Annotated in this window: 15 protein-coding genes and 2 rRNA genes; 8 read left to right on the forward strand and 9 right to left on the reverse strand. The window is 67.1% G+C overall.

Annotated features, from left to right (window positions below):
* Positions 1-103: ribosomal RNA gene (locus IBX22_RS32070) — 23S ribosomal RNA — on the forward strand; the annotation flags it as partial.
* Between the two features lie 117 nt (positions 104-220).
* A 5S ribosomal RNA gene (gene rrf, locus IBX22_RS32075) occupies positions 221-337 on the forward strand.
* Positions 338-464: 127 nt separating this feature from the next.
* Here rrf and IBX22_RS32080 read toward each other — a convergent pair.
* A complete protein-coding gene (locus tag IBX22_RS32080) occupies positions 465-1292 on the reverse strand; it encodes a GNAT family N-acetyltransferase (RefSeq protein WP_194819804.1) in 828 nt (275 codons plus the stop codon).
* Positions 1293-1418: 126 nt separating this feature from the next.
* On the opposite strand from IBX22_RS32080, the gene nucS reads away from it, so the two are divergent.
* Together nucS and IBX22_RS32090 are read left to right on the forward strand one after the other, a co-directional pair.
* Entirely contained in the window at positions 1419-2102 is a 684-nt protein-coding gene (gene nucS / locus IBX22_RS32085) for an endonuclease NucS (RefSeq protein WP_194819560.1), read from the forward strand.
* An 87-nt stretch (positions 2103-2189) separates the two neighbouring features.
* Positions 2190-2507: an ATP/GTP-binding protein gene (locus tag IBX22_RS32090; RefSeq protein ID WP_194819561.1), complete on the forward strand. Its 318-nt coding sequence runs from the start codon at positions 2190-2192 to the stop codon at positions 2505-2507.
* Between the two features lie 292 nt (positions 2508-2799).
* On the opposite strand, the gene IBX22_RS32095 is transcribed toward IBX22_RS32090, so the two are convergent.
* Together IBX22_RS32095 and mce are read right to left on the reverse strand one after the other, a co-directional pair.
* Entirely contained in the window at positions 2800-3798 is a 999-nt protein-coding gene (locus tag IBX22_RS32095) for a hypothetical protein (protein WP_194819562.1), read from the reverse strand.
* An 86-nt stretch (positions 3799-3884) separates the two neighbouring features.
* Positions 3885-4358, reverse strand: a complete 474-nt coding sequence (gene mce, locus IBX22_RS32100; RefSeq protein WP_194819563.1) for a methylmalonyl-CoA epimerase — start codon at positions 4356-4358, stop codon at positions 3885-3887.
* A 96-nt stretch (positions 4359-4454) separates the two neighbouring features.
* Between mce and IBX22_RS32105 the strand changes: the two genes are divergently transcribed.
* From IBX22_RS32105 to IBX22_RS32115, 3 genes are all read left to right on the forward strand, one after another.
* A complete protein-coding gene (locus IBX22_RS32105) occupies positions 4455-5636 on the forward strand; it encodes an acetyl-CoA C-acetyltransferase (RefSeq protein WP_194819564.1) in 1182 nt (393 codons plus the stop codon).
* A gap of 79 nt (positions 5637-5715) precedes the next feature.
* Positions 5716-6105: a DUF3817 domain-containing protein gene (locus tag IBX22_RS32110; RefSeq protein WP_194819565.1), complete on the forward strand. Its 390-nt coding sequence runs from the start codon at positions 5716-5718 to the stop codon at positions 6103-6105.
* A 61-nt stretch (positions 6106-6166) separates the two neighbouring features.
* Entirely contained in the window at positions 6167-7021 is an 855-nt protein-coding gene (locus IBX22_RS32115; RefSeq protein WP_194819805.1) for a tetratricopeptide repeat protein, read from the forward strand.
* 30 nt (positions 7022-7051) lie between these two features.
* Here IBX22_RS32115 and IBX22_RS32120 read toward each other — a convergent pair whose 3' ends face one another.
* The 6 genes from IBX22_RS32120 to IBX22_RS32145 form a co-directional block, all read right to left on the reverse strand.
* Positions 7052-7648 carry an AAA family ATPase gene (locus IBX22_RS32120; RefSeq protein ID WP_194819566.1) on the reverse strand — a complete coding sequence of 199 codons (597 nt, stop codon included), beginning with the start codon at positions 7646-7648 and terminating at the stop codon, positions 7052-7054.
* A 56-nt stretch (positions 7649-7704) separates the two neighbouring features.
* Positions 7705-9846: a 1,4-alpha-glucan branching protein GlgB gene (glgB, locus tag IBX22_RS32125; RefSeq protein ID WP_194819806.1), complete on the reverse strand. Its 2142-nt coding sequence runs from the start codon at positions 9844-9846 to the stop codon at positions 7705-7707.
* A gap of 20 nt (positions 9847-9866) precedes the next feature.
* Positions 9867-11870, reverse strand: a complete 2004-nt coding sequence (locus tag IBX22_RS32130) for a maltotransferase domain-containing protein (RefSeq protein WP_194819567.1) — start codon at positions 11868-11870, stop codon at positions 9867-9869.
* A 28-nt stretch (positions 11871-11898) separates the two neighbouring features.
* Positions 11899-12540: a LysE family translocator gene (locus IBX22_RS32135; RefSeq protein ID WP_194819568.1), complete on the reverse strand. Its 642-nt coding sequence runs from the start codon at positions 12538-12540 to the stop codon at positions 11899-11901.
* A gap of 199 nt (positions 12541-12739) precedes the next feature.
* Positions 12740-13213 carry a YbaK/EbsC family protein gene (locus IBX22_RS32140; RefSeq protein ID WP_194819569.1) on the reverse strand — a complete coding sequence of 158 codons (474 nt, stop codon included), beginning with the start codon at positions 13211-13213 and terminating at the stop codon, positions 12740-12742.
* Positions 13214-13278: 65 nt separating this feature from the next.
* On the reverse strand, positions 13279-13863 hold the full coding sequence (locus IBX22_RS32145; protein ID WP_194819570.1) for a TetR/AcrR family transcriptional regulator: 585 nt from the start codon (positions 13861-13863) through the stop codon (positions 13279-13281).
* Between the two features lie 80 nt (positions 13864-13943).
* On the opposite strand from IBX22_RS32145, the gene IBX22_RS32150 reads away from it, so the two are divergent.
* Positions 13944-14396 carry a VOC family protein gene (locus IBX22_RS32150; protein WP_194819571.1) on the forward strand — a complete coding sequence of 151 codons (453 nt, stop codon included), beginning with the start codon at positions 13944-13946 and terminating at the stop codon, positions 14394-14396.
* Positions 14397-14411: the final 15 nt, after the last annotated feature.

Raw genomic sequence — 14411 nt, forward strand, 5'->3', positions numbered from 1 at the left:
GATGGGTTAAGGCCCCCCACAGACCATGGGGTTGATAGGCCAGAACTGGAAGCCCGGTAACGGGTGTAGGTGACTGGTACTAATCGGCCGAGGACTTACCAACAAAGAAGCTACGCGTCCACTGTGCAGTATCTGAAACAACACACTGCGTCTATCGCATTGGTTGGATCCCGGCTTTCGCCGGGACGACCGCGATAGGACGCGGTCGGTTTCATAGAGTTACGGCGGCTATAGCGGTGGGGAAACGCCCGGTCCCATTCCGAACCCGGAAGCTAAGGCCACCTGCGCCGATGGTACTGCACTCGACAGGGTGTGGGAGAGTAGGACACCGCCGGAACATCATTGCGAAAGGCCCCCAACCATTGGTTGGGGGCCTTTTTGCGTTTCCTGACGTAGTCGAGTGGGACACCACGGAGGGGCTACTCGGCCTCCGCCTCGGCTATGTCCCACCTGCGACTGTTCGTCTAGTCCTTGAGGAGGATGGCGCGGGTGTAGAGGAGGGCGAAGCCGCGGCGTTGGGCGTTCTGCTGGGACTTTGAGCCGGGCTGGGTGGTGATGACGGCTATGTCGCAGCCGGCGGTGGTCGCGACTGCGAGGCGGGTTGATAGCAGGGCGGATTGGACGCCCTGGCGGCGGTGGGCTGGGAGGGTGGCTGCGCCGGTGAGTTGGGCGATTCCGTTGGTGAGGCGCAGGCTTGCGGCGCCGGCGACTTGGTCGTCGCGGGTTGCTACGTAGCGTTGGACGCCGGCGGCGGCGGTGAGGTCGCGCATGGCGTTGGCGATGATGTCGCGGGGGAATTCCTCGTGGGAGGCGACGCCTTGGCTGTCGGGGTGGGCGAAGCCTTCGGCGACGATGTCGAGCCAGAGATCGAATTCGGTGTCGTCGCTGGGGCGTACTTCGATGGCTCCCGGTGGGACTGAGCTGGTGGTGGCGTCGGGCAGGGGGATGCCGAGGACGTTCTCGAAGTTGACGAGGCGATAGCCACGTGCGGTAAGCAGTTCGGCGAGGGGCGGGTCGGCGAGGTGGGCCAGCTCGATCTGGACGGGTGATTCCGCGGCCGCGTAGCGCTTTTCGATGTCGTCGAGTTCCGCTGTGGTCGGTGTACCGGCGAAGCCGAGACCTGCCACCTTGTTGAGGGGCGAACCCGGCTCGGCGAAGGAGGCCACGCCGCCGGCCAGCGGGACGGTGAAGCCTCCGCCGCCCAGGCGTTCCGCGGCCGCGGCGCTGCCCATGGTGATCAGGTCGGTCTCGGCGCGTTCGATGCGCGCGGCGAGTTCGGTACTGCAGAACAGGGATCCGCTGGTCATCGGAGCAGCGTAATCCGTGCGCGCACCGTCGGGCCAGGGAATTTCCGGCGCGCGCCGTGGCGACTGCCGGGCGCGTCGAGCGGGCTGTCGGCAAGGGCCTAAACTCGACCGGTGCGCCTTGTGATTGCTCGTTGCCAGGTCGATTACGTCGGTCGGCTTACCGCCCATCTGCCGATGGCCAAGCGGCTGTTGATGATCAAGAACGACGGTTCGGTGCTGGTGCATTCCGACGGCGGGTCCTACAAGCCGCTGAACTGGATGAGCCCGCCGTGCTGGCTGGAGGAACGCGACGGGGACGCGCCCGAGGGCGCGAAGGCGCTGTGGGTGGTGACCAACAAGGCCGGCGAGGAACTGCGGATCACCATCGAGGAGATCGAGCACGACTCGGCGCATGAGCTCGGCGTCGACCCCGGCTTGGTGAAAGACGGTGTGGAGGCGCACCTTCAGGCATTGCTGGCCGAGCACATCGAGACGCTCGGTCCGGGATATTCGCTGATTCGGCGCGAGTACATGACGGCCATCGGGCCGGTGGACATCCTGTGCCGCAATGCCGACGGCGCCACCGTCGCGGTGGAGATCAAGCGCCGCGGTGAGATCGACGGCGTGGAACAGCTGACCCGCTACCTGGAGCTGCTGAATCGTGATCCGCTGCTGGCGCCGGTCGCGGGCGTTTTCGCGGCCCAGCAGATCAAGCCGCAGGCCAAAACCCTGGCTGAGGACCGTGGAATCCGCTGCCTCACCCTCGATTACAACGCCCTGCGCGGCACGGACAGCACCGAATTCCGTCTGTTCTGAGGGCAAGGCCGGTCCGGCCGTCGGCGGCCCGCACAGTCACGCGTAGCCGAGGGTTTGCGCTCTCGGGCGAGGATTTAGGCTTGAGGTATGCCTCGTCGGAAACCACGCGCGCACTCACGGAACGCCAAGTCCGGTGGCGACGCGCTGGGCGAGGGTTTCCCGGCGGGATTCGAGCTCAGCAGGTCCGTCGAGGGCCCCGACGGTGAGTCCTATGTCGTGCGCACCATTCCCGGCAGCCGCGCTACCAAGACCTACCGCTGTCCCGGCTGCGATCACGAAATCCTCCCTGGCGTAGCCCATATCGTCGCTTGGCCGACGTATGGCGGGGAAGAGGATCGCAGGCACTGGCACCGCGGCTGCTGGAATGGACGCCAAACCCGCCGCATCACGAGACGGTGGTCCTGATCGTCAACGTGCGGCGGGGCTGTCATCAGGCGCATCTATCGGACGAGCAAGGGCCTTCTGGTTTCTAGATATACCGTAGGCCACTTCCGGCACATACACCTGGGTCGGTTTCGGGACAGATGTGACAGTGAAACGGTCGCGACCCACCCTCTGGAAATTAGGAAGGCCGCCCCCTCGCGGGAGCGGCCTTCGATCGAATTATCTTGTGGGACTACGGCTTCAGCCGCTGTCCCGCATCTGTGTAGTTGTCACAGCATCGCCCACGTGCGTCGTCGCCCGAGTGGTTCCGATGTCAGGCGATGTCAGCGTTCTCGCGCTCGTCGGCGTCGATGTCCTCGTCCTCGGACGCGACCTCGGGGATGGCCTTGGTGCGGGAACCGGAGACCTGCTTGTTGCCGCCGCCGATCGACTTGCGCTGATCCGGAACGCCGTCCAGCAGTTCGCTTTCCCGGTTGACCGCCGCGAGCATGGCCGGCACCGAGTCGAGCTGGCCGCGAATGCCGAGCAGCTGGGCCAGGACCCGGCCGCGCAGCACGCGCATCTCCTCGGCCAGTTCCTTGGCGTGCGCGATCTTGCGGTCGGAGGTCTGGGTGGCGGAGGTGATGAGACGGTTGGCCTCGTCGGTCGCGTCCTTGATCCGCTGTGCGGCCTCGGCGCGGCTGGTGGCCTCCAGCTCCTCCATGGCGCGGGTGAGCTTGGTGCGACGCTCGGCCATGGTGACTTCGAAGTCCTGCTGGGTGGCCTTGCGCTTGGCGTCGGCTTCCTTGCCGATACGGTCGGCCTCGGCCTGGGCGGCCTCGATGATCTTGGTGGACTCGGTACGCGCGTTCGCGAGGGTCTGCTCGAACTCGATCTCGAGCGCCTCGCGCTTCTCCTTCGTCTCCCCGAGCAGGGACTCGTACTTGCCGCGCATCTCGGTCGCCTGCTGCTCGGCGATCGACACCATCTCGGCGGCCTCGGCCTGCGCCAGGGCGCGGACCTCGGAGGCCTCGTCGGAGGCCAGGCGCAGCATGCGCGAGATACGGTCGGACATGCCTTCCGCCGTGGTCGGCGGAACGGAGAGCCGATCGACCTCCTTCCGGAGTTCGTCGATCTCGTCCCGAGCGTCTTCCAGCTGGCTCGCGAGATTCCGGGCCTGCGCCGCGGCGGCATCCCGGTCGGTAGCGGTGACCCTTAGTTCAGCGTCGAAGCGGTCGAAGTAGTTGCGTACCTCGTCTTGCGCATAACCCTTGCGCACAACGGTGAAGGGCAGTGCAACGAAGCGATTGCGATCGGACTCAGGTGACGACATGGCACACAAACTACAGCCTCTTCGAAGGTCATGGTGACTCGACCGCGAATGTGATTCCGAAGAAGTTTCCGGCCTCGATCTTGGTACTAGTGAGTAAGATTCGGGTTCGGCTCGACCAACTCGATCAGCACACCGCCAGCATCCTTGGGGTGGATGAAATTGATGCGGGAATCGGCCGTTCCGCGCCGGGGGGCGTCGTACAGCAAACGCAGACCTCGATCCCGTAAATAGGTAGAGACGGCTTCGATGTCGGTGACGCGGTAGGCCAGTTGTTGCAGGCCGGGTCCGCTGCGATCAATGAACTTGGCGATGGTCGACTCCGCGTTGAGCGGAGCCAGCAACTGGATGGCAGTCGCGGTGTCCGCGGCGCCGGGCAGCGAAAGCATGGCCTCGTGCACGCCCTGCGACTCGTTGACCTCGCGATGTGTCTCGATCATGCCGAGGTTCTCGGCGTACCAGGTGATGGCGGCGTCCAGGTCCGGTACCGCGATACCGACGTGATCGACGGCGATGACGTAGTCCCCCGGGATGAAACCGTGTTCATTTGAAGCTGTGCTCACTACTTGAAGGTAGCTTGCCCTGGTTGCCTGTGGGGCAGCCGTACCAGTTACCGTGGAGTAGTTCCCCAGGAAAGCACAGAACAGCGAGGTCTAGTCGTGACCACAACCGTCATCGTCTCCGGTGCTCGTACCCCCATCGGCCGGCTGCTCGGCGGCCTCAAAGGCTTCACCGGGTCCGACCTCGGCGGCATCGCCATCAAGGCGGCGCTGGAGAAGGGTGGCGTGGCGCCCGAGCAGGTCGACTACGTGATCATGGGCCAGGTGCTGACCGCGGGCGCGGGCCAGATCCCGGCGCGGCAGGCCGCCGTGGCCGCGGGCATCCCGATGGATGTGCCGGCGCTCACGCTGAACAAGGTGTGCCTTTCCGGCATCAACGCGATCGCCATGGCGGATCAGCTGATTCGCGCGGGCGAGTACGAGATCGTGGTCGCGGGCGGCCAGGAGTCCATGACCCAGGCCCCGCATCTGCTGGAGAAGTCCCGCGAGGGCTTCAAGTACGGCGATGTCACCATGCTCGACCACATGGCCTTCGACGGACTGCACGACATCTTCACCGACCAGGCCATGGGCGCGCTCACCGAGACCCGCAACGACACCGACACGGTGAGCCGCGAGGATCAGGACGCGTTCGCGGCGGCCTCGCACCAGCGTGCGGCGGCGGCCTGGAAGAACGGTGTCTTCGACGACGAGGTGGTCCCGGTCGCGGTGCCGCAGCGCAAGGGCGACCCGATCATGGTGAGCGCCGACGAGGGCATCCGCGCCGACACCACCGCCGAATCGCTGGCCAAGCTGCGCCCGGCGTTCCGCAAGGACGGCACCATCACCGCAGGCACCGCCTCACAAATCTCCGACGGCGCCGCCGCAGTGGTCGTGATGAGCAAGGAGAAGGCACAGTCGCTCGGCCTGACCTGGATCGCGGAGATCGGCAAGGCAGGCGTCGTCGCCGGCCCGGATTCGACCCTGCAGGACCAGCCGGCCAACGCCATCGCCAAAGCCTGTGAGCGGGAGGGGATCTCCCCGGCCGACCTGGATCTGGTGGAAATCAACGAGGCTTTCGCCGCGGTCGGCATCGCGTCGACCCGCAAGCTCGGCATCGATCCCGAGAAGGTGAACGTCAACGGCGGCGCCATCGCCGTCGGCCACCCGCTCGGCATGTCCGGCGCCCGCATCGTCCTGCACTTGGCCCTCGAACTGAAGCGCCGCGGCGGCGGCATCGGCGCGGCAGCCCTGTGCGGCGGCGGCGGCCAGGGCGACGCCCTCATCATCAGGGCCGGCTAACCGCCCCGAGACCAATAAGGGTCTCGGCTACCCCCTTGTGACATGGTCCACTACGACATGTCGTAGTGCATACGGCACAATGTTGGCCATGGGCAATATTTTCGACCTGAGCACTGTTGCGAAGCGGTTTCGGTTCATCGCTGTGCTCGAGGCGATCTCCTGGGTGGGTCTGCTGACCGGCATGGCGTTCAAGTACAGCTGGTTGGGCCTGCCTGACCCCGGGAATGAGGTCGGGGTGAAGATCTTCGGGCCGGTGCACGGGATCATCTTCGTGCTGTTCCTGGTGACGGCGCTGCTCGCTGCGCGTGAGTTGAAGTGGAACTGGAAGACCACGCTGCTGGCGCTGGCGTCCAGCATTCCGCCGCTGTTCACCGTGATCTTCGAGGTCTGGGCGCAGCGCACCGGCCAGTTGGGTGAGCTGAGCGATCCCGGCTCGGTATCCAAAGAAGCCACCGCCGTCTCCTCGTGACAAACTGGAAACCGTGAATCGACCTGCCCCACGCCGTCCTTCGCCCGCCGTCGCCGCCGCAATGTCCGGTGCGGTGGATCTGTCCAGCTTGAAGCAGCCGCCTGCCGCGCCGGATGGCGCTGCGCCCGGCGGCGATTACGCGGTCGGCGAGGCGGATTTCGAGACGAAGGTGTTGCGCCGGTCCGTCCAGGTACCGGTGGTGGTGGCGCTGTTCTCACAGCGCAGCCCGGGCAGCGTCGAGCTGGTCCGCACGCTGGAGCGCCTGGTTGTCGAAGACGGCGGCGCCTGGGCGCTGGCCACCGTCGAGGCCGAGAGCAATATGCGCATCGCGCAGGCGCTGCAGGTGCAGGGCATTCCGACGGTGGTCGCGATCGCTGGTGGCCGCCCGCTCGCCGATTTCGAAGGCGCGCAGCCGGAGCCGCAGGTGCGGCAGTGGTTGAACGCGGTCATCGACGCGGTCGCGGGCAAGCTGCCCGGGGACGAGGGCGAGGCGCAGCCGGAACCCGAGGACCCGCGCTTTACCGCCGCCGAGGAAGCCCTGGAGCGCGGCGACCTCGCCGGCGCGGAGGCGGCCTACGAGGAGATCATCGCGGCCGAGCCGGGCAATGAAGAGGCCAAGGCCGCGCTGCGGCAGCTCCGCTTCCTGGCCCGCGCGCAGTCCATCCCGGACTCGATTGTGGCCACCGCCGACGCGGATCCCGCGAATGTCGATGCCGCGCTGGACGCCGCCGACGTCGAAATGCTGAATCAGCGTCCGGAGGCTTCCTTCGATCGCCTGATCGCACTGATCAAGCGCACCGCCGGCGACGATCGCACCAAGGCCCGGACTCGCCTGCTGGAGCTCTTCGAATTGTTCGACGCGGCCGAGCCTTTCGTCGTCGCGGCCCGTCGTAAGCTTGCCGCCGCTCTGTACTAAGTACGTAGTCGTTGGCGGGGCGGGGCGAGGCTAGAAGCGGATGTGGCTGAGGCTGACCTTCGCCCGGCGCAGGCGGGTGCGGAGCGCGCCGTCGGTATTCGGGGTGAGGGTGAGGCCGGCCGCGGTGGCGATGCGGTCGGCCACCTCGCTGACGCTGATGTGATCGGTCTGGATGTGCTCGGCGAATTCGGGGCGTTGCAGGGCATCCAGGCAGCGGTCGATGCGGTCGACGGCGAAGCTGTCGAAGCGGAGACCGAAGCCGCCGCGTGCGCGCAGACGCTGCCGAACAGTCTCGCGATCGGCCAGGAGGGCGAAATGCCTGACGTCGTGGCCGGTTTCGCGGAGCCGCCCGACGGTTTCGTCGAAGTAGGCGGGGTTCACGACGGTCATCGGGGCGATGACCACGCCGTCGTGTTTGTTGAGCACCAGGTCGAGGACTTCGAAGACGCCCTGCCGCCAGGCGGGGAGGTCCTGGAAGTCGCCGCGTAGCTCCCTGGGCATCGTGCGGTGCAGGCCGAAGCCGACCATTTCCGGATCACAGACGACGCTGCCGGGCAGGCGGCGGTGCAATTCGTATGCGGTCTGGGTCTTTCCACCGCCGAACGGGCCGTTGATCCACACGAGCATGATCGACACAGTACCGATGCCGCGGAAATAGGCTGGCAGGGCGAATTTTCAAGCGGTCAGGCGGGTGGCGCGGCGAGCCAAATGGCGCTGTTGGGGGCGAGGGTGACAGCGGCGGAGCAGGGGCGGCCGTGCCAGGGGATGTCCTCGGTTTTCACCGCGCCGAGATTGCCGAGACCGGAGCCGCCGTAGTCGATGGCGTCGGTGTTGAGGATTTCGCTCCATTCGCCGGTCGTCGGCAGGCCGACCCGGTATTCGGCATGCTCTGCACCGGAGAAGTTGTAGACGCAGGCGACCATCGATCCGTCGGAGCCGTGGCGCAGGAAGGCGAAAACGTTCCGGTCGCGGTCGTCGGCTTCGATCCAGGAGTAGCCGCCGGGGGTGGTGTCCTGGGTCCACAGCGCCGGGTGCGCGCGGTAGACCCGGTTCAAGGCCCGGACGGTCGTCGTAATGCCTTGGTGGAGCGGGTTTTCCAGCTCCTGCCAGTCCAGGCCGCGGTCGTGTGACCATTCGCGGAACTGGCCGAAGTCCTGGCCCATGAACAGCAGTTGCTTTCCGGGGTGGGCCCACATGTAGGCGAGCAGGGCGCGCACGCCACCGGCCTTGGCGAAGTCGTCGCCCGGCATCCGGGTCCACAGGGTGCCCTTGCCGTGCACGACCTCGTCGTGGCTGATCGGGAGGACGTAGTTCTCGCTCCAGGCGTAGGTGAGCGAGAAGGTGAGTTCGTTGTGGTGCCAGGCCCGGTGGATGGGGTCGCGGCCCAGGTAACCGAGGGTGTCGTGCATCCAGCCCATATTCCACTTCATGGTGAAGCCGAGACCGCCGACGTCGGTGCCGCGGGTGACGCCGGGCCAGGTGGTGGATTCCTCGGCGATGGTGACGACGCCCGGATGGTGGCGGTGCACGGTGTCGTTGAGCTGCTGCAGGAAGTCGACGGCCTCCAGGTTTTCCCGGCCGCCGTGCCGGTTGGGCTCCCAATCGCCTTCGGGGCGTGAGTAATCCAGGTACAGCATGGAGGCGACGGCGTCGACGCGCAGGCCGTCGATGTGGAACTCTTCGAGCCAGTACCGTGCGTTGGCGACCAGGAAGTTGCGGACCTCGTTGCGGCCGAAGTCGAAAACGTAGGTGCCCCAGTCGAGTTGCTCGCCGCGCCGGGGGTCGGGATGTTCGTAGAGCGGGGTGCCGTCGAAGCGGGCCAGGGCCCATTCGTCGCGTGGGAAGTGCGCGGGTACCCAGTCCAGGAGCACGCCGATGCCCGCGGCGTGCATGCGGTCGACGAAGGCGCGGAAGTCGTCGGGGGAGCCGAAACGTGCTGTGGGGGCGTAATACGAGGTGACCTGGTAGCCCCAGGAGCCGCCGAAGGGGTGCTCGGCGATGGGCAGCAGTTCGATGTGGGTGTAGCCGACCTCTTGTACGTATTCGACCAGTTGGTCGGCGATTTCGTGATAGCTCAGGCCGGGCCGCCAGGAGCCGAGGTGCACTTCGTAGACACTCATCGGTGCGCGGGTGGGGTCGACCTCGGCGCGCCGCTCGAGCCAATCCTGGTCCTGCCAAACGAAACTGGACTCGGTGACCACCGAGGCGGTCGCGGGTGGCAACTCGGTCGCGAAGGCCATCGGATCGGCGTGATCGACGGTGCGTCCGTCCGCGCCATGGATCCGATACTTGTATTTCGTGCCCACCGCGACCCCCGGGACGAACACCTCCCAGATACCCGAGGAGCCGAGCGCGCGCATCGGCGCGGTATGGCCGCCCCAGCTGTCGAAATCACCGAATACGGTGACGCCCCGGGCATTCGGTGCCCAGACCGCGAACGAGGTGCCGGTCACCGCACCATCGAGGGTGGTGTAGCGCCGGGGGTGCGCGCCGAGTACCTCCCAGAGGTGTTCGTGCCGGCCCTCACCGATCAGGTGCAGGTCGAATTCGCCGACTGTGGGCAGGAAGTGATAACCGTCGGCACTCAGGACCGCAGGGCCGCCCGGGTAGGTGGCGAGGATCCGATAGTCCATCAACTCCGGATAGGGCAGCACCGCGGCAAAAACGCCGTGGCCCAACGACTTCAGCGGATGATCCACGCCGCCGACCCGCACGGCGACAGCCTCGGCCTGCGGCCGGAGCGCGCGCACGATCGTGCCGTCTGGGTGCGGATGCGCACCGAGCACCGTATGCGGATCCGGATGTGTGCCCGCTGCGAGCAACATCAGATCCCGGCGGCTGGTCGTCACCGAAAGGTCCTGCGGTAGGCCAGCTCCGTACGTGCCCGCTGCGGGACCGGCGGCAGCGCGATGATGTGGGCGACCGCTTTGGACGGGTCCAGGCGAATGTAATTGCTTTGCGCCCAGTGGTATTCCTCGCCGGTGATCTCGTCGGTCACCACCGGGTGGTCGTGCCATTCCCGGCCGATGGCGGGCAGGTCCAGCGACAGGAAACCGTGTTCGGCCGCATAGGGATTCAGGTTGATCACCACCAGAACCGCGTCCCCGCTACCCGGGTCGATCTTGGAGTAGGCGAGCAAAGCGTTGTTGTCGATCTGGTGGAAATGGATGCAGCGCAGCTGCTGTAGCGCGGGGTGGTTGCGGCGGATCTCGTTGAGCCGAGTTATCCACGGCTCCAAGGATTCTCCGCGAGCCACCGCTTCGGCGAAGGGCCGCGGGCGGAGTTCGTACTTCTCCGAGTCGAGGTATTCCTCGCTGCCGGGGCGCACCGCCTGATGCTCGAAGAGTTCGAAGCCGGAGTAGACGCCCCAGGTGGGGCCCAGGGTGGCGGCGAGGGTGGCGCGGATGGCGAACATGCCGGGCCCGCCGTGTTGCAGGCTTTCGTGCAGGATGTCGGGGGTGTTGACGAACAGGTTCGGTCTGGCCTCGTCCGCTTTCGCGGCGAGCTCGTAGCCGAATTCGGCGAGCTCCCACTTGTGCACGCGCCAGGTGAAATACGTGTAGGACTGGGTGAATCCGCGCCGTGCCAGCCCGTAGAGGCGGGCGGGTCGGGTGAACGCCTCGGACAGGAAGAGCACGTCGGGGTCGCTGCGGCGCACGCGCGCGATCAGCCATTCCCAGAAGTCGGCGGGTTTGGTGTGCGGGTTGTCGACGCGGAAGATCTTGACGCCCAGCGCGATCCAGTGCCGGACGACGCGCAGCACCTCGGCGTAGAGACCGTCGGGGTCGTTGTCGAAGTTGACCGGGTAGATGTCCTGATACTTCTTGGGCGGATTCTCCGCGAAGGCGATGGTGCCGTCGGGCAGGGTGGTGAACCATTCCGGATGCGCCGCCACCCAGGGGTGGTCGGGTGCGCATTGCAGGGCCAGGTCCAGGGCGACCTCCAGCCCTGATTGCTTTGCCGCAGCCACGAAGTCGGCGAAGTCGGCTTCGGTGCCCAGCTCCGGGTGGATGGCGTCGTGCCCGCCGGCGGCGGAGCCGATGGCCCACGGCGAACCCACATCGCCGGGCTCGGCGACCAGAGAGTTGTTGCGCCCCTTGCGATTCACCTCGCCGATCGGGTGGATCGGCGGCAGATACACCACGTCGAAGCCCATGGCGGCGATGCGCGGCAGCTCCTTCGTCGCGGTCGCGAAGGTCCCGTGCACGGGGTTGCCGTCCGCGTCGCGGCCGCCGGTGGAACGTGGGAAGAACTCGTACCAGGAACCGAACAGCGCCCGATGCCGATCGACCTGCACGGTGTGCTGCGGCCCGCGGGTCACCATGTCGCGCAACGGGACCGCGCGCAGGATCTCGGCGACCTCCTCGGTGAACGCGGGCGCGACCCGGGCCGGCAACTGCTCGTCGCCGCGCAGTGCGGCCGCGGCCGCGCGCAGCCGCTCGAACTGTTTCTTCGGCACAGCTTGGGCGGCCCGCTCGAACAGTTGCGCCCCGAGTTCCAGATCGTTCGCGAGGTCGGCGGCGCTCTGCCCGACGGCCAGCTTCGCCTCCACCGCATGCCGCCAGGTCGCGATCGGATCGCTCCAGCCTTCGATGCGGAAGGTCCAGGTGCCGGGCTGGTGCGGGACGAACACCGCGTTGAACACATCCGGCTCGTAGTCCGGCGCCATCGAAATCCGGGTGACCCGCGAGGACCCCGGCCCGCGCACCGCCAGCGTGGCGGCGACCGCGTCGTGCCCCTCGCGCCACACCACGGCGCGCACCGGGAACACCTCACCCACCACGGCCTTGGCCGGGTACCCGCCGGGGATGGATGGGGCGGTGTCATCGATGGCGATGCGGCCGGTCACGACGACCAACCTACCGGGTGCGCTGGTGTCAGCGTGCGTCCGCGGCCAGACCGACGCCGAGCGCGACCAAGATCGCCCCGAGCGCGCGCTCCACCCGCTGCCGGATCCCGGCCCGCCGCAACCAGCCACCCGCCTTGTCGGCCGCCAGCACGATCCCGACACACCACGCGGTGTCGATGACCAGCTGAATCACCGCCAGAATCAGCACCGTCGGCAGCACCGGACCGGTCGACGGCAGGAACTGCGGCAGGATTGTGAGCCCGAAGACCGCCGCCTTCGGGTTCGCGGCGATCGAGACGAGCGAGGCCCGGAAGGCCGACGCGGGCGTGCGCCCCGAGGGCAGCAGCCCCGTGACCGTCGACCCGAACTCGCCGTCGCCCTTCGCGCCGCGCCAGGCTTGGACGCCGAGCCAGATCAGCACGAGCGCGCCGACAATATGCACAGCGGTGTTGAGGAATCTGTTGGCCACCAGCAGCACCGACAATCCCGCGCCACCCGCCAGTGTCCATGCGAATACGCCGATCTCGTTGCCCGCCACCGCCGCCAAACCAGCGGTACGGCCATCACGCACCGCGCGCTGCAGAAACAGCGCTGTCGCGGGCCCGGGCAGCACAGCCAAGATCAGGCAGGCCAGCAGAAATTGGGGAAGCACGTCGACCCAGTGCGGCATCACCCGATGCTGTCATGCCGCCGGAATTCACGCGAGCGATTTTCGGCCCGCCCCAACTCGCCGCCGCCAACTGCCCGCGCGGGCATGCGAATCGTGCAATTTTCGGCAGTCTCTGGCGATTTCGGCCGATCTCGGGTGGAACTGCACGATTTGCCGACCGGGGCTGATCGAGATCTGCGAACTGTGCAGGTTGCGCGACTTAGGCGGTGGCGCCGATGTCGCCCGGTGTTCCGCCGGTGATCCGGAGGAGTTCGGCGTACGACGTCGGGAAGACAGTGTGGGCGTGGCCGCCCGCCGCCCACACGACGTCGTATTTGTCGAGCCAGGTGTCGATCAGTGTGCGGATCGGGGCCGGGTGACCCACGGGCGCGACGCCGCCGATGGCCTGGCCGGTGGCTTCCCGTACGAACGCCGGCGTGGCCCGCTCGACCTTCGCCGCGCCGACGAGGCGGGCGACCGCGGCGGTGTCGACTCGATGTGCGCCGCTGGTGAGCACCAGCAACGGGGCGCCGTCGGCCGCGAAGATCAGGCTGTTGCAGATCGCGCCGACCTCACAGCCCAGCAGCTCGGCGGCGGCCACCGCCGTGGGGGCGGGCTCGGCGAGTTCGACGATCTCCCCGCTCGCGCCGTGCCCGCGGAGGACAGCTGCCACGCGTTCGACGTTCGGATGCATGGCAGCACGGTAATTGAGGTAGTCAGATCCCCGCGATCGCTTTTCAGGCGACCCTTCTCGCCGCATTAGCGCAGACCTTCGAGTAGCCGGCGCAAGGAGGCGGTGGTCTCGGTCAAGGCCTGGGGGTCGTCCGTGCCGGCCAGCCAGAGGGCGGCCTCGTTCATCGCGCCGGAGAGCAGGTGGGTGAGGGGTGTGATCGGTTGTGGGGGAAGGATTTCCGCGTCGATCAGGGATTGCAGCGCCTCCCCGAGGTGGCGGGCGGAACTCGCCTCGTCCAGGGCCCGCCATTCGTGCCAGCCGAGGACGGCGGGGCCGTCGATCAGCATGATGCGCTGGATGTCGGGGTCGGTGCAGACGGTCAGGAAAGTTTCGCAGCCGGTGAGTAGTTGGCGCCATGGATCGGGTTCGGCGTCGGCCGCCGCGGCGACGCGTTCGCCGACCTCGTGCTGCACCTGTTCCAGGACGGCGCGGAAGACCTCGGTTTTGCTGGCGAAGTTGTGGTACAGCGCGCCCTTGGTGACGCCGGCGGCGCTGACGATCTCCGAGAGCCCCACCGCGCCATAGCCTTTCGCCGCGAACAGGCGGCGGCTCTCGCGCAGCAGGGTGCGCCGGGTCTCCTCGCGCTGCTGGGTGCGCAGGGTGCTCGCCATTCGGAATCCTCCCATTGACATACCGATGGTACGTGAACTAGCTTAGCTCACATACCAACGGTACGTGAAAGGTAATCGTCATGAAACTGACCGGCTACTACCCCGTCCTCGGCACCGACAAGATCGCCGAGAGCCGCGACTTCTACACCAAATGGATGGGCTTCGAGATCGTCTTCGAGGCAGATTGGTACGTCAGCCTGCGGCGGCAGCAGGGCGAACGGTCCGACGAGATCGCACTGCTCGACTACACCCACCCGACCGTGCCCGCGGCCTACCGCAAGCCGGTACAGGGCCTGCTGCTGAACTTCGAGGTCGACGACGTCGACGCGGAGTGGGAGCGGATGGTCGTGCAGGGCGGGATGAAAGCCGAACTGGAGATCCGCTCGGAGGACTTCGGCCAGCGCCACTTCATCGTCGCCGACCCCAGCGGCGTCCTGCTCGACATGATCATGGAGATCGCCCCGTCCGAGGCGTACGCCGACCAGTTCAGCCCCGAGTACGCCGCCGAACTGGCCGAGAAGACCGGCAAGTGAGTGGCGGATGGCTGC

It is taken from the genome of Nocardia sp. XZ_19_385, from assembly GCF_015355755.1.
Lineage (GTDB): Bacteria > Actinomycetota > Actinomycetes > Mycobacteriales > Mycobacteriaceae > Nocardia.